9 protein-coding genes and 1 pseudogene are annotated in these 18,267 nt (G+C 51.9%); 9 read left to right on the top strand and 1 reads right to left on the bottom strand.

Annotation, left to right across the window (positions count from 1 at the left end):
• Positions 1-172: 172 nt before the first annotated feature.
• The 7 genes from CGZ65_RS05715 to CGZ65_RS05685 all read left to right on the top strand — a co-directional run bounded on the left by CGZ65_RS05715 (position 173) and on the right by CGZ65_RS05685 (position 14,801).
• Positions 173-1,948: a ShlB/FhaC/HecB family hemolysin secretion/activation protein gene (locus CGZ65_RS05715; RefSeq protein WP_096295163.1), complete on the top strand. Its 1,776-nt coding sequence runs from the start codon at positions 173-175 to the stop codon at positions 1,946-1,948.
• A gap of 69 nt (positions 1,949-2,017) precedes the next feature.
• Entirely contained in the window at positions 2,018-10,660 is an 8,643-nt protein-coding gene (locus CGZ65_RS05710; RefSeq protein ID WP_096295162.1) for a two-partner secretion domain-containing protein, read from the top strand.
• Positions 10,660-11,157 (top strand): hypothetical protein, encoded by a 498-nt coding sequence (locus tag CGZ65_RS05705; protein WP_096295161.1) that lies wholly within the window; start codon positions 10,660-10,662, stop codon positions 11,155-11,157. The genes CGZ65_RS05710 and CGZ65_RS05705 overlap by 1 nt, the downstream gene beginning before the upstream one ends.
• Positions 11,150-11,284, top strand: coding sequence for a hypothetical protein (locus tag CGZ65_RS14610; protein WP_255419128.1), 135 nt, complete (start codon positions 11,150-11,152; stop codon positions 11,282-11,284). Before CGZ65_RS05705 ends, CGZ65_RS14610 begins: the two co-directional genes overlap by 8 nt.
• Positions 11,281-12,792: a VENN motif pre-toxin domain-containing protein gene (locus tag CGZ65_RS13235; protein WP_269768633.1), complete on the top strand. Its 1,512-nt coding sequence runs from the start codon at positions 11,281-11,283 to the stop codon at positions 12,790-12,792. The genes CGZ65_RS14610 and CGZ65_RS13235 overlap by 4 nt, the downstream gene beginning before the upstream one ends.
• A gap of 723 nt (positions 12,793-13,515) precedes the next feature.
• Positions 13,516-14,325 (top strand): hypothetical protein, encoded by an 810-nt coding sequence (locus tag CGZ65_RS05690; protein WP_157742718.1) that lies wholly within the window; start codon positions 13,516-13,518, stop codon positions 14,323-14,325.
• Positions 14,326-14,327: 2 nt separating this feature from the next.
• Positions 14,328-14,801 carry a hypothetical protein gene (locus tag CGZ65_RS05685; RefSeq protein WP_096295158.1) on the top strand — a complete coding sequence of 158 codons (474 nt, stop codon included), beginning with the start codon at positions 14,328-14,330 and terminating at the stop codon, positions 14,799-14,801.
• 165 nt (positions 14,802-14,966) lie between these two features.
• Here CGZ65_RS05685 and CGZ65_RS14605 read toward each other — a convergent pair whose 3' ends face one another.
• Positions 14,967-15,098, bottom strand: a complete 132-nt coding sequence (locus tag CGZ65_RS14605; protein ID WP_269768632.1) for a hypothetical protein — start codon at positions 15,096-15,098, stop codon at positions 14,967-14,969.
• A gap of 12 nt (positions 15,099-15,110) precedes the next feature.
• Between CGZ65_RS14605 and CGZ65_RS15345 the strand changes: the two are divergent.
• Positions 15,111-15,440, top strand: a pseudogene (locus tag CGZ65_RS15345) (hypothetical protein); the annotation flags it as partial.
• A 309-nt stretch (positions 15,441-15,749) separates the two neighbouring features.
• Positions 15,750-18,266, top strand: coding sequence for a DNA/RNA non-specific endonuclease (locus CGZ65_RS13990; protein ID WP_463139857.1), 2,517 nt, complete (start codon positions 15,750-15,752; stop codon positions 18,264-18,266).
• The last annotated feature ends 1 nt before the right edge of the window (position 18,267 follow it).

Raw genomic sequence — 18,267 nt, 5'->3', positions numbered from 1 at the left:
AATTTAAGGTAAATTTCAAATATAATATTGATTATATTATATAAAATAACAAGTCAATTACTAATTGAAGTGGCCGACTATCCAAATAATTGACCTTTGGTTTTATGAACTTTGCTTTTCTTTACCCTATTCCAATAACATGGCTCAGTCAAACACCTTACAGGTTCCAAGCATGTCCGCCTTTCACTTTTCTTCAAGCTGCCGTTCATTGATGTTGCCGTTCGCTTTGCTGGCAACTACGGCTATGCCGGCTCTGGCTGATGAACGACAAGCAGGTCTGATTCAGCAAGAACAAGCCCAGCAGGAGCAGCAACGTCTCCGCCAACTTGAGCAGCAAATGCAGTCTGCCCCGGATGTGCGCTTAGACCGAACCGCAGAAGCCGTTTCCTCATTGCTGCTTCCTCAAAACGAATCGCCCTGTTTCACCGTTCACGATATTTCTTTGGTTGGCGATTCTGCAAACAAATTCCAATTTGCACTGAATAAAGCCATCAAACAATCCGGCTTCCAACCGGGCATGTGTCTGGGTGCGCAAGGCATCAACCACATCATGACGTTAGCGCAAAACGCCGTTATTGACCGCGGCTATACCACCACGCGGATTTTGGCTGCGCCTCAGGATTTGAATTCCGGCAAATTGGAATTGACTGTCTTCCCCGGCCGCATCGGTCAAATCCGTTTTGATGAAAGCCATGCCGCAGAAACCCATGTCGGCCGGATTACCGCATTTCAAAACGAATTTCCTTCTGCTTCAGACGGCCTGTTGAACCTGCGCGATTTGGAACAGGGTTTGGAAAACCTCAAACGCATTCCCACCGCAGAGGCCGATATCCAAATCATGCCGTCTGAAAAAGCGGATGTGAGTGATGTGGTGGTGCAATGGCGGCAGCGCCCCCTTCCCTACCGCCTGACTTTGGGTTTTGACAACTCCGGCAGCAAAGCCACCGGCCGCTATCAGGGCAATGTGACTTTCTCCGCCGATAACCCTTTGGGTTTGAGCGATTTGTTTTACGCTTCGTATAACCGTGATTTAGGTACGCGTTCCGCCGAAACCGATTCAGATGCCCATACGGCCAAAGGCGGTACCAACGGCTATGCTTTCCATTATTCCGTGCCGTTCGGCAAATGGTTGTGGTCTTGGAACCACAGCTACTACCGCTATCATCAGGCCGTGGCGGGTGATTCGGAAGTGTATGACTACAACGGTAAAAGCTGGAACAGCGATGTCGGCGTGAGCCGCCTGCTTTACCGTGATGCCCGCCGTAAAACCCATGCCGCGTTCAAATTGTGGCAGCGCGAGACGCACAGCTTTATCAATGATGCGGAAATCGAAGTGCAACGCCGCCGCACGGCCGGTTGGTCTGCCCATTTAAGCCATAAGGAATACATCGGCCAAGCCACGTTGAATCTGGGCTTGGGCTATAAACGCGGTACCGGCCGCAATAACAGTTTGTCAGCGCCGGAAGAAGCTTTCGGTGAAGGGACTTCGCGCATGAAGATTATTACGGCCGATGCCGGTGTCAATCTTCCGTTTCAGTTAGGCAAACAGAATCTTACGTTCGACAGTAATCTTCATGCGCAACGGAATAAAACGCCATTGACACCTTTGGACAAAATTTCTATCGGCAACCGTTATACCGTGCGCGGTTTTGACGGCGAAACCACGCTCTCCGCCGAGCGCGGCTGGTATTGGCGCAACGATTTGTCTTGGCACTATCAACCTAATCATCAGTTTTATCTGGGGATGGATACCGGCCATGTTTCCGGCCGTTCTGCCGAATATTTACTGGGGCAAAGTTTGACCGGTGCAGCCGTAGGTGCACGCGGTCAGGTTAAGGCGGGCGGACAGTTCTTCTATGACCTCTTCGTGGGTAAACCCATTAAAAAGCCCGAACATTTCCGCACTGCCAACACGACTGTCGGCATCAATCTGAATTACAGTTTCTAATCCCATCCCTACCCTCATGCCGTCTGAAAACCGCAGGCATGGGGTATTCTTGCTTCATAGGAACCCGCCATGAACAAAACCCGTTACAAAGTCATCTTCAATAAAAAACGCGGCATGATGATGGCTGTTGCCGAAAATACCGCACGCGGCGGTAAAAACGTTCGGGATGGGTCGGCCGTTACCGTTTCAGACGGCCAAGGCGCCAAATTTCAAATGCAAGTTGCAGCATTCTCGGTTTTATTGGCTGCCGGTTCGGCCGCAATGACACCGGCTTATGCGGCAGGGATTCAGGCGGACAAATCCGCGCCTTTGAGCCAACAACCCACCGTTTTACAGACGGCCAACGGACTGCCGCAGGTCAACATCCAAACCCCGGGTGCGGGCGGCGTGTCGGTCAACCAATACCGCCAATTCGATGTCGACAAACGCGGTGCCATCTTGAACAACAGCCGCAGCAATGTGCAGACGCAGCAGGCGGGTTGGATTCAAGGCAACCCGTGGCTGGCACGCGGTGAAGCCCGGGTGATTGTGAATCAGGTCAACAGCACCAATCCTTCGCTGCTCAACGGCTATGTTGAAGTGGCCGGCCGCCGCGCAGATGTGGTATTGGCCAATCCTGCCGGTATTCAGGTAAACGGTGCGGGCTTTATCAATGCGGCCGGCGTGACATTGACAACCGGCAAACCGCTGTTTGACAACGGCAACCTTAGCGGCTTCCAAGTACGCGACGGTAACATTGCCGTCAACGGTGGCGGCTTGGATACCTCCAATGCCGACTATACCCGCATTCTTGCCCGCGCTGCGCAAATCAATGCCGGTGTATGGGCAAAAGATTTAAGCGTGGTATCGGGCAGCAACGATGTAGCGGCCGACGGCAGCCACACCCAAGTTTCAGACGGCCGCCCAGCTCCTGCCGTGGCCATCGACACCGCGCAACTGGGCGGTATGTATGCCAACAAAATTAAGCTGGTTTCCACCGACAAAGGCTCTGCCATCCATCATGCCGGCCAAGCCTTTGCCAAGGCTGGCGGCGTAACACTGAGTGCAGACGGTAAAGTCGGCAACAGCGGCAGCATCATCGCCGCCGACAACACGCAAAGCCCGAATGAGGCGGCGAATGCGGCCATTCAAGCTGCGGCGTTTGACAACAGCGGCACCGTGTCATCCCAAGGCAAAACCGCAATTCAAAGCCCGAAAGTCAGCAACAGCGGCCTGATCACCTCATCCGACGAACTGAATATCCGCACACAAAACCTCGACAACCGCCAAACCCTGCAGGCTGCCCGTTTCGACATCGAAACCGGCCGTCTGAACAACAGCGGCGACATGGCGCAAACCGGTTTGCAAAGCCTCACTATTGAAGCCGGCAAATTGAACAACAGCGGTCTAATCGCTTATGCCGACCAAGACCATGTTTCCGGCAACGGCGGCAATGCTGCCCCAAGCACGCCTGCCACACCGACCACCGCCGCCGCGTCAGGCCGAATCCAAACTCAAAATGATGCGACTGCCGTACCGCTGACCTTGGCCGAAGGCCGTCTGAAGGTTTCAGACGGCCTGGAAAACAGCGGCAAGCTGCATTTGGGCAACCTGAATGCCCGAGGCGCATTATTGGACAACCGCGAAGGCGAAATCATCACCCGCCAAGCCGGGATTACTGCGCAAACCCTGGACAACCGCCAAGGCTCGTTAACTGCCACTGAAACGCTTACCATACGCAACCAAACCACTGATAACCGCCGAGGCACCCTGCAATCCGGCGGCAGCTTGGCTGCAGCCGTCCAAACCTTGGACAACAGCAACGGCCGACTCACCGTCAACCGACAGGCCGGTATCAAAGCCGCAGCCCTGCTCAATCCAAACGGCCAAATCGACACAGGCCGTCTGAAAGCCGAAGCCGCCCGTCTGGACAACAGCTCAGGCAAAATCCGCAGTGACGAAATGACCGGGCTTAAGGTTTCAGACGGCCTCGAAAACCCAAGCGGCCTCATCAGTTCAGCCAAAGACATCCGCATCCACGACGGTAATCAGCAAACCTTAAACATTAACAATGCTTCGGGTGAAATCCTGGCCGGGCAAAATCTCGACATCCAAGCCAAAACGCTGGCGGCACAAGGAGGGCTGGCGGCCAATCAAAACCTGTCGCTCAATCTTAAAGACAGCTTTACCGCCGAACAAGACATCCGCGCCGGACAAGGTTTGAGCGTCAGCAGCGAGGGCGGCATCAACAACAGCTACACGCTGGAAGGCGGCCGTTTCGCGCTGCTCGAAGCCCAAAACATCAACAATACCTCTACCGGTGTCATCCAATCCGGCAGCGACACCCGACTCACAGCGCAAAACCTGACCAACCGCGGTTTAATCAACAGCAACGGTCTGACACTTTTGGATGCCGGCAATACCGTACTGAACATCGGCACCGGCCGCGTGTATGGCGGCTGGGTCGGTATTGAAGCGGATAAGCTGGTGAATCAAGAAGAAACGGCCAACGGCGAAACCAAAGCTGCCACCATCGCCGCGCGCGGGCATTTGGCCGTGGGGGCGAAGGAGATTACCAATCAGGAAGAGGCGAAGCTTTCCAGCGAAGGCAGTTTGAATATCGGCGGCAGTTTGGATGAGCAGCATCAGGCGCAAGGTATGGCTGACCGTTTGATTAATGCCAGTGCCACGATTGAAGCCGGTGGAAATGCACGAATCGCAGCGAAATCTCTGGGAAACCTGAACAAGCACTTCGAATTGGAGGAATATCTGGCCGAAACCAGCGGACAAATCAAAGAATACGCACCAGCGGGAGAGGCTGTCCGTTATCGTGAAGGCAGGGATGGGACATTTGATAATTCTCGCAGTGAGAAAGACCAAAAGACCGCGGGCTTTCATTTCCCGGATGGCAGCCAAGTTGAAGCCGAGCATTGGAATGTATGGGACTACCATATCAAAACATACCGCCAGCGGATTAAAACAAGCAAGCCGGCGGAAATTCTGATTGGCGGCAATCTGATTGCTGCTGGCAGCAACTGGCTGAACTCAGACAGCCACATATTGATTGGCGGTAATTTGGATTCAGACGGCCTGGAGGAAAACATCAACAATCAGGGCACACAAGGACAAGGTCGATTAGAAAACATTGGTCAGCAGTATCTCTCAACTTGGGATAAACGCTGGTATTCCGGAAAGCGTCGCCCCCGTCGTGTAGAAAGAGAATATGCTGCATACACACCTGTCGAGCCTTTCACCCATGACCTTGACAGCCCGGCGCTTAAATATCAGGAAAATGCCTCACTCGGCAAGCTTCAAAATCTGGCAATAGCCGCCGCCCTCAACCCAACCGCCGTTACCCACGGCGGCAGCACCCCTGCGCCCGTTAAAACCCTCAACACCGCCACCAAGCTGCCGACTTCCGGCCTGTATGCCGTCAACCCGGCCAACCCGTCGTATCTGGTCGAAACCGATCCGGCCTTTGCCAATGACAAACAATGGCTGGGCAGCGGCTATATGCTCAACGCCCTCAACCTCGACCCGAGCCATATGCACAAACGCCTGGGCGACGGCTATTACGAACAAAAACTGGTGAACGAGCAAATCGCCCGCCTAACCGGCTACCGCCGCCTCGACGGTTATACCAACGACGAAGAACAGTTCAAAGCCCTGATGGAAGCCGGCATCACCTTCGCCCGCCAGCAGCAGCTCACACCGGGCATCGCCCTTTCGCCCGAACAAGTGGCGCGGCTTACTGCCGACATCGTTTGGCTGGAAACGCAAACCCTGACCTTAATCGACGGCAGCACGGTTGACGTATTGGCACCCAAAGTCTACCTCACCGTCAAACCCGGCGACATCAATGCCCACGGCGGCTTAATCAGTGCCGACAAGCTGGCAGTGGACGGCGCGGGCAGCATCGTCAACAGCGGCACTCTGGCCGGACGCAAGATTGTGGACTTATCCGCCACCGATATCCAAAACAGCGGTGTGGTTCAAGGCGGTAAAGTACAATTGCGCGGCCAAGACGTAAACATCGACGGCGGCACCGTTGAAGCCGACACCCTCCTCGCCGTCGAAGCCGGCCGCATCCGCGTTGCCTCCACGACATCCACCCACGGCGACGGACGCAACGGCCAAACCCAAATAGACCGTGTGGCCGGTTTGTATGTCAACAATGCTTCAGACGGCCTCTTAAGCCTCAAAGCCAACGAAAGCATCGACTTTGTCGCCGCCGACCTGCGCAACGAAGCAGCCAAGGGTCAAACCCAAATCGTTTCAGACGGCCGCATCGGTTTGGGTACCGCCAAACTCGAGTCACACGGCAAACGGGGCGGATTGAGCGATAAAAACCACCGCCACATCAGCCAAACCTCCGAAGCAGGTACAAGCATCAGTACCTCGGGCGATATCCTGCTTTCCGCCAAAGACGGTTTGACCGTCCGCCAAGGCAGCATTGCCAGCGATAAAGGCAGGGTTACCCTCTCCGGCCGCAACGTCCATATCACCGAAGGCCGCCAAACTCTGGACTTGGACGAATCGGTTTACAGCAAATCGCGCAGCATCGCTTCTAAAAAAACTTCACTCGACCAATACCGCCGCCGGCACGATGAAGCGGCGGGCAGCACTATTGAAGGCAATGAGGTCGTTATTCGCGCCGGGCAGGATTTGAATATGCGCGGCAGCAACGCGGTTTCAGACGGCCTCACGGTGTTGGCGGCGGGAAATGATGTGAACATTACCGCAGCTGAAAACACTTATGCCGACCATGAGTTCCACGAGCGCAAACGATCGGGTTTGAGCGGCGGCTTTAAAGACGGTGTGCTCAGCGTCGGTGTGGGTAAATCATCGCAGAAACTCAATCAAGATGATGCTTCCACCAGCCTCACCGTTTCCCAAGTCGGTAGTATCACGGGAGACACCGCCATTATTGCGGGCAACAATCTGACCACCGAAGCTGCTGTCTTGGCTACCGGCGGCGATATGACCCCACAAGGCCGCAATGTGTCGCTCAATGCCGCGCACACCGCATCGCAAAGCGACAGCCGTATGGAAGCCAAGCAGTCAGGCGTATCGGCCAGTATTACCGTGAATCCGTTTGAAGCAGCCAAAGCCAGCTACGACCGCAATATGCAGGGCAGCGGTTACAGCGGTTCTGTTGTCGGTAAAACCATACAGGGCGGTGATGCCATCGGTAAAGCCATTTATGCCGCAACGACGCCCGTAGTCTTCACAGCTGGCCGCCAAAAATCCAGCGAAAGCCGCCATAGCGAAGGCACTCAGGCAGTCGTGACCTCGGTATCCGCACAAGGCGATTTGAACATCATTGCCACCGACGGCAATATCAAGAGCGAAGGCGCGAAACTCGCCGCCGAAGGCAATGCCCTGCTTTCTGCTACGGAAAGCATCGAATTGGGCTTTGCCCGAGATACGGCCGCCCAAAGCGGCGAGCGTAAACGCAGCGGCTTCAGCATTGATAACCGCGAAGTGATTCCGTTTGGCACCTTCAACGACCGCAGCGAAGCGCAAGGCAGCCTCGACAAAGCCACCGGCACGCAATTGTCTGCCGGCGGCGCAGCCGTATTGCAGGCGAAAAAAGCCGATATCGGCATCTTGGGCAGCAGTATTGCCGCCCAAGACGACGTTACCCTGATTGCAGGCCGCGACATCAACATCCGCTCCACCCAAAACAGCCAAAACCAATCCGAACGCCAAACCACCAGCGGCATCGGCACGGCGGTGATTTCCGATACCGAACACTTCGCCGGTTGGATGAAAAACCGCCAAGACAGCAACAGCAGGCAAGTCGAGCAGGTCAAATCGCAAATCGGCAGTTTGGGCGGTCATGTCCATATTCAGGCCGAGGGCAACTACACCCAGCAGGTTGCCGATGTATTGGCAGCAAAAGACCTCAATATCACCGCCAAAAGCGTTGACGTATTGGCCGCCCGCAACCTCAGCAGCAGCCACCAAGCCGAGCGCGATGTCAAAATCGGCACCTTTGCCAAAATATCCTCGCCGCTGATTGATTTGGTGAATGCCGCCGAAGGCGCGGTGAAGAGCAAAGCCGACGACCGCACTCAGGCACTGCAAACGCTGGCGGCCGGCGCACAGGCCTATTCCGCCTACAACACCGCCAGCAGCGGCGGCGCATTGGCCAAAGCAGAAGTCGGCTTCGGCTTCAAAACCGCCAACAGCAGCCAAGACCAAAGCCAAAGCCTCAGTCAGGGCAATGTGTTGAACGCCGGCGGCGACCTCAATATCCGTTCCACCGAGGGCGGTATCCGACTGCAGCACACCCGTGCCACAGCCGCCGACACCCTGCGCTTAGATTCGGCCAAAGACCTCATCCTCGAATCCGGCCAATCCGCCCAAAGCGCCGACGGCAAAAACAGCAGCCTCGGGGCATCGGTGGGCGTAGGCGTTTCCGTGGGCGCGCAAACCGGTGTGTACGCCTATGGTGAAGTGGGCGGCAGCAAAGGCAAAAACCACTATCTCGCCCAAACCCACGACCACACCGCCCTCAAAGCCGACAACATCCAATTGGCCAGCCAAGGCGACACCACACTCAAAGGGGCAACCTCCACCGCCAAGCGCATCGATGCCGATGTCAAAGGCCGTCTGAACATCGAAAGCGTTCAAGACCATATCGAGCAGGAAAACAAACAGACCGGCGCGGGCGTACGCGTTCAAGTATCCTTCGGCACCGCATGGGAAGCCTCGGGCAACTTCAGCCAAAGCAAAGCCTCGGGCAGCAGCGACACCGTATCCGTCCAATCCGGCCTCTTCGCCGGCGACGGCGGCTATCACATCAACGCCGACAGCGTCCACCTCAAAGGCGGCGCGATTGCCTCCACCGCGCCGAAAGAGCAAAACGAACTGACCGCCAACCGCTTTACCTTTGAAAACATTCAAAACCAAAGCAGCTACAGCGCGTCTAATGTCGGCTTAAGCGGCGGTACCGCCGACGGCTTCAGCCCGTCTTTGCCGCAATACGAAAAAGGCAGCGACGGCAGTACCACCTACGCCACCCTGAGCGAAGGCCGTCTGAACATAGGCGGTAAAGACACCACCGTACAGGAACTGGGTATCCACAGCGACAGCGGCAGTGCGCACCGAGCCGTTGCCGCCCTGCCCGATTTGGCCAAGATGACGGAGAAACAGCAGATTGTGGCGAAGGCAACGGCAGATGTGGCTTCAGCCGTATCGGTTTACCGCCAAAACCAACTGGCCAAAGCCCAAGCAGCCCTCAGCAATGCTGAAACCGAGTTGATGGGCGCAACCTTCAGCGGCAATCAAAGCGATATTGATGCCGCACAAGGCCGTCTGAACGAAGCACGGGAGAATGTGAAAGCATGGGAAACCGGCGGCAGCAAAGCCCGCGCCTTAAACGCAGGTACGACACTGATTACCGGCATACTGGGCGGCCAAAGCGAAGTTCAGGCAGCGGTGAACAGCGCGAGCCCCTACACTGCCGAAATCATCGGCCAAACCTTCGGCCAAAACGGCAGCCATCCGAATGAAGGGCTGCAACTGCTTGCCCATGCTGTCAACAGCGGCGTATTGGCCGTTGTAAACGGCGGCAGCTTTGAAGCGGGCGCCATCAGCGGCGCAGGCAGCGAACTGGCGGCTAAAGCCATCACACAAACCCTGTTTGGCGAAGCAGCAGCCAATCCGAACGCACTGGGCGAGCAGGAAAAGGTATTGATTAAAGACTTGTCGTCTGCCTTCGGTGCGGTATCGGGCGGTTTGGCCGGTGGTTCGGCTGCAAATGCGCAGATTGGTGCTGTGGCGGGGCAGAATGCGGTGGAGAATAACTGGCTGCATTCCCAAACTGCCAAACAAAAAGGCTGGCTCTCACAAACGGAAATTGCACTGCTGGATAAACTTGCCAAGCAATCAGGTGCACGAAGTATTGAGTATTTTATTCAAGAAGAGCAGAAAATCCGCCAAAGTAATATGAGCGGTGCCGATAAAGAAAAAGCTTTAGCCAGCTTGAAGCGCGAATACGAAGCCGACAGCCGTAAAATGGAAGCTGCCGCCGCCAAACTGCCGAAAGGAAGTAAAGAACGCGGCCAATTATTTACCATTGCCAGTAAAATGCAGGGCATTGTATCCGCGCTTCCGCCGTATGAAAAATCCGAGTTTGTTCGTGCGGAACAGCGGGATTGGCTGCCAAAATCCAACCCGATTATTCATGGCGGCGATAGCGGATTTACTGCTGTTCAGCGGCAATGGGCAATTAATGATGGAAAAACACCTGAGGAAGCCCGCTTTCAAACAGAAATGACGGCAGGTGGCCGCGGGGGGAGTTTAAAAGAGTCTGCTGCGGTAGGTAAGACAGGGATGTCGTTTCCCAATAAATCCCCAATACCAAATAGAAGAACTGTCATTAATCAGCAGGCCGAAATTGGAACAAAATTAGATTACTTTTTAGGTAGAGCAACAGGCAATCAACATAATATTGATCGCTCAACCGGTATGTTGAGGCAATTAGAAAGCATTGGGTTACCGGATAATTCTGTAACGCGTAAGTATTTATCACAGCATCTTAGAGATGCATATACCAATCCTTCTACTATAGTTAAAGTTCAAGAAAATGGAAGAGTAGTGCGGGAAACCCTTTTAATGGGACCACGCGGATCAGTGAAGTTTGAAACTATTTGGGATGGAAACAAACTGATAACAGGTCAAATATTTGGTCCGACAGGCCGCTTTACACATGGAGACAGATAATGATTTTAGCTAAATGTTCTTACAATTTAATAAACATGTTGAAAGATGAGTTACAAAAGAAATATGATAAATATATTATTTTACAAGAAAGAAATGAAGAGGTTTATGAATGTTATTTAATTAATCTCTACAAAGAATTGAACTTAGGTATTGGCCTAGCAATTTCTAGTATAGGCGTTAACCCCAAGGTGTTAGTTTCTTCTGACAAACAAAAGGCATTTATTGGATTTGATTCTTCCGTTTTTTGTATTTCTATACCAAGCCTTGAATCAAAATTATTGAAATTAGACGGCGTTTTCTTTGATCTATTCTTTTTAGCAAATGGAAAAATTTGTATCATTCATGAGCTGGGAGCAATCATCGCGAATCAAAATCTCATAAGAGAGAAATATATATCGACTGATATAATATCAGAATGGAAAATTGATACTATAAATAAAGTAATTTTATTAAATGAATTAGATTCAGAAGAAACGTTGGCTTTAGCCTATGATTAAGCAAGCAAGCGTAGGGTGGGCACTCACTACCCACCACCTTGTTTCATTGTGCTTTTATAAAAACAAGCCGTCTGAAAACCAAAATCTTCAGACGGCCTTTTCCAATTTACTGTCCGAGTGGGCATGAATGCCCACCCTACGCGCACCTTCAGCAGCAACCGCCAAAAAGCCGCCGCCGAAGACAAAGCCAAAGCCGAAGCAGAGTTTGAAGGCCGTCTGAAAGCACGAAACGACGGCAGCTACGAAGCCTTCAGCCGACTGAGCGACAGCGAACGCCAGGCTGTCTTGATCAGCGAATCCGAAGCCTACCGCCATGCCGGCACCGAAGCCCGAAACTGGGGCATAGGCGGCAGCAAATCCCGCGCAGTGAACGCCGGCACCATTCTGCTCACCGGCATACTCGGCGGCAAAACCAACCTGCAAACCGCCGCCAACACCCTGTCGCCCTACGCCGCAGCCGCCATCGGCAACACCTTCGGCCACGGAGCCAATCAAAACGAAACCGCCCAACTGGTCGGCCACTTCGTCTTGGGCGCGACACTGGCCTACATCAACGGCGGCGACCCGTTAAGCGGCGGCAGTGCAGCCGTTGCCGCCGAAAAAGCGGCGCAATATTTGTCGCAGCAGTACAATGACGGCCAAACCGCCATCGACCCGCAGACGGGCGAATTCAACCCCAACCTCTTGCCCGAGCAGATTAAAGAAGAAATCAAATCCACCACGGGTGTGATTGCGGCCATCGTGGGCGCGACCGGCGACGGCGGAGCGGCGTTGAACGCGCAGATTGGCGGGGTGTTGGGGCAGAATGCGGTGGAGAATAATAGTCTCCTGGTAAATCCCAAAGCCGAACTGCTTAAAACCTCAGGCTGCAAAACCAAAGCAGAATGCGAACGACTCCGTCAACGCTATGAACGCGGAGAAATGGTTGCTGCAAAATATATCGGTGCACCGGTAGTCGATACCCTCTTGGCAAGCTTGTTCCCGATATATGATTTCGGCAGCACTTATGCCCAAGCGGAAACGGCGGAAGGTAAGATGCTGGCATTTATTGCCATTGTGCCATTTGAAAGATTGGGAAAAACGGCAGCAAACGCTTTGGATAAAACGGTTGATTTGCTGAAGCATGGTAAGACATCAGAAGCCTTCCGTTATTTCCAAGTGATGGCTAATGAGCTGAAGCATGATAATGTTATGCTGTCGGTAGCTGGAAATGGTGGCAGCATTAAAGTGCCGAAGGGTGAGATTCCTAGTCAGGCGGTGGCTAGTAAGCCTAATCAATATAAAGGTGGTGCGCATTCTGAAACTAAAAAGCCTGCTAATGACGGACTTGATTCTCATCATTGCCCCGCACAAGCTTGTTATAAAGGCGCGCCTATTAGCAGCGAAAATGGTCCTGCTATTCAGATGGAGCCAGGAGATCATAGATTAACTCAAAGTTATGGACGCTCTCCTGAAGCAGAAGCATACAGAGCAAAGCAAAAAAGCTTATTAAACCAAGGAAAACTTCAAGAAGCGATTGATATGGACGTAAAAGATATTAGATCTAAATTTGGTAGTAAATATGATGAAGCTATAAATGAAATGCTCAAATATTCAAAAACACTAGACCCAGAATCTTTTAAAAGTGCCAAATAGGAAAATAAAATGAAAATATATCTTTGTTCTCAAAAAAACTACTTTGCTGTTTCCAACGATACCTCCCGTGCAGAAATTCGTCATTTTTTTTCCTCACAGGTAAAGGAAGTAAAAAAGTCCCCGAACTCAATTAACACCATGGATGTATTCCAGATTTAGGAGTACATTGCTTTTATGATAAGGAAAATAAATTATTAGCTATGGAAATATTCAGCCCTAATAAATTTAGTATTGAAGAACAAAATTATCTAAATTGGATAGGAAAAACAAATGATGAAATAATTAACTATTTAAAAAAAATCAATTTTATAAGTCTCAATAACATTGAAGTAGATGATTTAGGCATAAAACTGTTGAATTATCCAATTTCTACTGTAGTAAATGAAAAACAAGAAACAGAATGCTGTTACCTAGACTTCTCAGATTCCAAAACAAATTTTTATATCAGTAAGCAAGCGTAGCGACTGTATTTTTAACCTCGGCAGCAAGCCGTAACCTGCATGAACTCTAAAATTCACAGGTAGCAAGCCGTAGCCTGCATGAAACCTAAAATCCATGTGTAGGGTGTGTACCCCAGCACGCACGCGTTCTATGGCCTATAACCCTATGCCGTCTGAAAAGTTGTCAAATTTTTCAGACGGCATTCATTCTCCTCATAAAAGCTAAATCCAGATACCCTGTATACTGTTAAAACGCGTGCGTGCTGAGGCACACACCCTACTCTTGCTTCCGCCGTATGAAAAATCAGAGTTTATCCGCGCGGAACAACGGGACTGGCTGCCAACGGCAAACCCGATTATCCATAGCGGAGACAGTGGTTTTGTTGCTGTTCAGCGGCAATGGGCGGTGAATGACGGCCAAACACCCGAGGAAGCCCGTTTCCAAATGGAAATGGCGGCAGGCGGTAGAGGTGGAAACATTGCTAAAAAAACCGTGGCAAAATCTCATGCAGCCGAACGTCTGAGTACAGCAGGTAAGCCCCGACAAACCGAGAGCAACAGTAACCAAAAGCTGGATGAAGCCTACTTCAAACAGCAATATGGTTTGGAAAATGTTCAAAGCGGCGGTGGAAACAGGCTGGAAAACCGTGAGCGGGTGGATAGGAATGTTCAAGAAACAAGAACTCATCGTATTCAAACTGAGCTGGCAAGGGCTGGGCAGTTGGCAAATGAATTGAAAAAGGGGAAGTTGCCAGGTACACCGATAGGTAAATTAGGGACACCGAGAACTATGCCTGCTTCTCAAAATCCTAACTCTACGGCTGAAAAATTTGCCGAAACATTTTTAGGGAGGAAACCGACTCAGGAAGAATTACGCAAGGGTATGCAAATGAATCATGGTAATTGTGTGGGTTGCTGGAATGCAAGATTGCCAGACGGTTCAACCATTGCATATCGGCCTGCTGGCAAGGCAAGCGCAGCAACTGATATGAATACTGCCACAGTAGAAATTCATAAGTCACCTAGGTTGACATCTTTAAATGGTAATAAGCCATTATTAAAATTTAAATTTCCAAGCTTAGGTAATAAGTAATTATGAAAATGAACAAAAAGTTTGCAGAACAAGCACAATTTTTCTTAGAAGTTTTAGCATTGGAGCCTATTACTATTGCATGGATTTTACGCGATTGTAGTAGATTCGAACGACAATGCGCTGTTGATTTCATATATAGAATTGTTATCTGTGATTTGGCAATAATCTATCCAGAAACCATCCTAACCAAATCAGATGAATATTCTTATGATGGAATCAAAGATTTTTGTCACACGTTGGCAGTAAATCATCCATATGATGGTGAATCTGTCATTTGGATTGATTCACATTTTGGTCTAAGTGTAAAAGGCATGGCATTTTTACGCCAATATCATCCAGAAGCATTTGAGCAAAGTCCTGGCTCGCAGCCACCTGAACTTAATGCTTCCTTGATTGAAGCACTAGAAAAGATTTTTGAGGACTACGGATTAGGATGGGATGAGGAACATCCACTGTTTCCAGTAAGCAAGCCGTAACCTACATGAAATCTAAAATCTACAGGTAGAATATGTACGCCAGCAAGCCGTAGCACGCATGAACCCTAAAATCCACAGGTAGGGTATGTGCGCCAACACGCACGCGTTCTATGGATTTGAATTCAATGCCGTCTGAAAAATTCCAACTTTTCAGACGGCATTTCTTTAGTCCAAGACGACGTTACCCTGATTGCAGGCCGCGACATCAACATCCGCTCCACCCAAAACAGCCAAAACCAATCCGAACGCCAAACCACCAGCGGCATCGGCACGGCGGTGATTTCCGATACCGAACACTTCGCCGGTTGGATGAAAAACCGCCAAGACAGCAACAGCAGGCAAGTCGAGCAGGTCAAATCGCAAATCGGCAGTTTGGGCGGTCATGTCCATATTCAGGCCGAGGGCAACTACACCCAGCAGGTTGCCGATGTATTGGCAGCAAAAGACCTCAATATCACCGCCAAAAGCGTTGACGTATTGGCCGCCCGCAACCTCAGCAGCAGCCACCAAGCCGAGCGCGATGTCAAAATCGGCACCTTTGCCAAAATATCCTCGCCGCTGATTGATTTGGTGAATGCCGCCGAAGGCGCGGTGAAGAGCAAAGCCGACGACCGCACTCAGGCACTGCAAACGCTGGCGGCCGGCGCACAGGCCTATTCCGCCTACAACACCGCCAGCAGCGGCGGCGCATTGGCCAAAGCAGAAGTCGGCTTCGGCTTCAAAACCGCCAACAGCAGCCAAGACCAAAGCCAAAGCCTCAGTCAGGGCAATGTGTTGAACGCCGGCGGCGACCTCAATATCCGTTCCACCGAGGGCGGTATCCGACTGCAGCACACCCGTGCCACAGCCGCCGACACCCTGCGCTTAGATTCGGCCAAAGACCTCATCCTCGAATCCGGCCAATCCGCCCAAAGCGCCGACGGCAAAAACAGCAGCCTCGGGGCATCGGTGGGCGTAGGCGTTTCCGTGGGCGCGCAAACCGGTGTGTACGCCTATGGTGAAGTGGGCGGCAGCAAAGGCAAAAACCACTATCTCGCCCAAACCCACGACCACACCGCCCTCAAAGCCGACAACATCCAATTGGCCAGCCAAGGCGACACCACACTCAAAGGGGCAACCTCCACCGCCAAGCGCATCGATGCCGATGTCAAAGGCCGTCTGAACATCGAAAGCGTTCAAGACCATATCGAGCAGGAAAACAAACAGACCGGCGCGGGCGTACGCGTTCAAGTATCCTTCGGCACCGCATGGGAAGCCTCGGGCAACTTCAGCCAAAGCAAAGCCTCGGGCAGCAGCGACACCGTATCCGTCCAATCCGGCCTCTTCGCCGGCGACGGCGGCTATCACATCAACGCCGACAGCGTCCACCTCAAAGGCGGCGCGATTGCCTCCACCGCGCCGAAAGAGCAAAACGAACTGACCGCCAACCGCTTTACCTTTGAAAACATTCAAAACCAAAGCAGCTACAGCGCGTCTAATGTCGGCTTAAGCGGCGGCTATGGTGAAAACCCCGACAAGGAACCGGGCTACACCGACGGCACCGGCTTCAGCCCGTCTTTACCGCAATACGAAAAAGGCAGCGACGGCAGCACCACCTACGCCACCCTGAGCGAAGGCCGTCTGAACATAGGCGGTAAAGACACCACCGTACAGGAACTAGGTATCCACAGCGACAGAGGCAGTGCGCACAGAGCCGTTGCCACCCTGCCCGATTTGGCCAAGATTACGGAGAAACAGCAGATTGTGGCGAAGGCCACCACCGACATCGTATCGGCTGCGCGTACCTTCAGCGGCAACCGCCAAAAAGCCGCCGCCGAAGACAAAGCCAAAGCCGAAGCAGAGTTTGAAGGCCGTCTGAAAGCACGAAACGACGGCAGCTACGAAGCCTTCAGCCGACTGAGCGACAGCGAACGCCAGGCTGTCTTGATCAGCGAATCCGAAGCCTACCGCCATGCCGACACCGAAGCCCAAAACTGGGGCATAGGCGGCAGCAAATCCCGCGCAGTGAACGCCGGCACGATTTTGCTCACCGGCATACTCGGCGGCAAAACCAACCTGCAAACCGCCGCCGACACCCTGTCGCCCTACGCCGCAGCCGCCATCGGCAACACCTTCGGCCACGGAGAAAGCCGAAACGAAACCGCCCAAATGGTCGGCCACTTCCTCTTAGGCGCCACCTTAAGCTATATTAACGGCGGCGACCCTTTAAGCGGCGGCTCGGCGGCCGTTGCAGCCGAGAAAGCCGCACAATACCTGTCGCAGCAGTATAACGACGGCCAAACCGCCATCGATCCGCAAACGGGCGAATTCAATCCCAACCTGCTGCCCGAGCACATCAAAGACGAAATCAAATCCACTACCGGTGTGATTGCGTCCATCGTGGGCGCGACCGGAGACGGCGGTGCGGCGTTGAACGCGCAGATTGGCGGGGTGTTGGGGCAGAATGCAGTGGAGAATAACGACAGTGGTTGTACTTCCCCTACGCCACTAGCCAATTGCGGAGCCATCCAAAAGTCCATTTTGGATAATTTTGAGAAAAGCCATTATTGCAAAGGCTTATCTGTAGAAGCTTGCAGTAGGAAGCTCAGCACTGTAAGAGCCAACTATGGCAGAGAAAATGGAAAGCTGATTTATGAGTATCTAGGAGATTGGATACCGGTTGTTAGCACCATCAAAGGGGCAAAAGAAGCTCAAAATGCAGCCGATTACATCTTTGCTGCAGCTGATATATTCCCTCCTGCAGGCAAAGGCTTAAGAATTAGCCGTGCTGTGTTTAATAAAATGGTTGAGCGTGCCTCTAGAAACAATAACTGGGGAGAGGTACGAGCTGCTCTCTCGGATGTGCTTCAACAAGTTCAGGGATCATTAGGTCATAGCAATCAGCTCGCAATGGCTAGTAATGGTCAACTTGTTAAAAATACCACATCGACCAATAGACCAAACGTATCAAACTCAACTACACCGAGCTCATCAAGGACACAACTGGTTAGAGGAAAGAAAGGGGACTGGAATAAACTTGCGAATAAACCGGAAGCCAATACCGTATATGAATTTGAAAACGGTTATACTTATGCAACCGATTCACAAAAGCGTGTCAAAGAGGTAACAGCAGATTTAAAACTTGACGCTTGGGATAGAAATTCATACCAACAAAGTGTTTCAGGGAGGGAATGTAGACAAGGTAGTGACTGCGGCGGCCATCTGATTGCTTCAATGTTCGGCGGTCCGGGTGAAGGTGTAAATTTAGTACCGATGGATGCCAAATTGAATGGAGCAAGTGGAGAATGGTATAAGCTTGAACAACAATGGAAAAATGTATTAAGTTCCGGAGGAAAAGTTCAGGTCAAAATTGAACCTGTTTATTCGGGTAGCAGCAAGAGACCCAATAGCTTTATCATTCATCAAACTATAGATGGTTTAACCTTAGATAGTATTAATTTAAAAAATACTTCGACAGGAAAATAGA

Source organism: Neisseria weixii (assembly GCF_002327085.1).
GTDB classification, from domain to species: Bacteria; Pseudomonadota; Gammaproteobacteria; order Burkholderiales; family Neisseriaceae; genus Neisseria; species Neisseria weixii.
The sequence above is the reverse complement of the archived record's forward strand: the minus strand, read 5'-3'. Positions and strand labels throughout refer to the sequence as shown.

Coding starts and splice junctions, on each gene's coding strand:
- CGZ65_RS05715 (WP_096295163.1), top strand. CDS start 173: ATGTCCGCCTTTCACTTTTCTTCAAGCTGCCGTTCATTGATGTTGCCG.
- CGZ65_RS05705 (WP_096295161.1), top strand. CDS start 10,660: ATGATTTTAGCTAAATGTTCTTACAATTTAATAAACATGTTGAAAGAT.
- CGZ65_RS05710 (WP_096295162.1), top strand. CDS start 2,018: ATGAACAAAACCCGTTACAAAGTCATCTTCAATAAAAAACGCGGCATG.
- CGZ65_RS14610 (WP_255419128.1), top strand. CDS start 11,150: ATGATTAAGCAAGCAAGCGTAGGGTGGGCACTCACTACCCACCACCTT.
- CGZ65_RS05685 (WP_096295158.1), top strand. CDS start 14,328: ATGAAAATGAACAAAAAGTTTGCAGAACAAGCACAATTTTTCTTAGAA.
- CGZ65_RS13235 (WP_269768633.1), top strand. CDS start 11,281: ATGAATGCCCACCCTACGCGCACCTTCAGCAGCAACCGCCAAAAAGCC.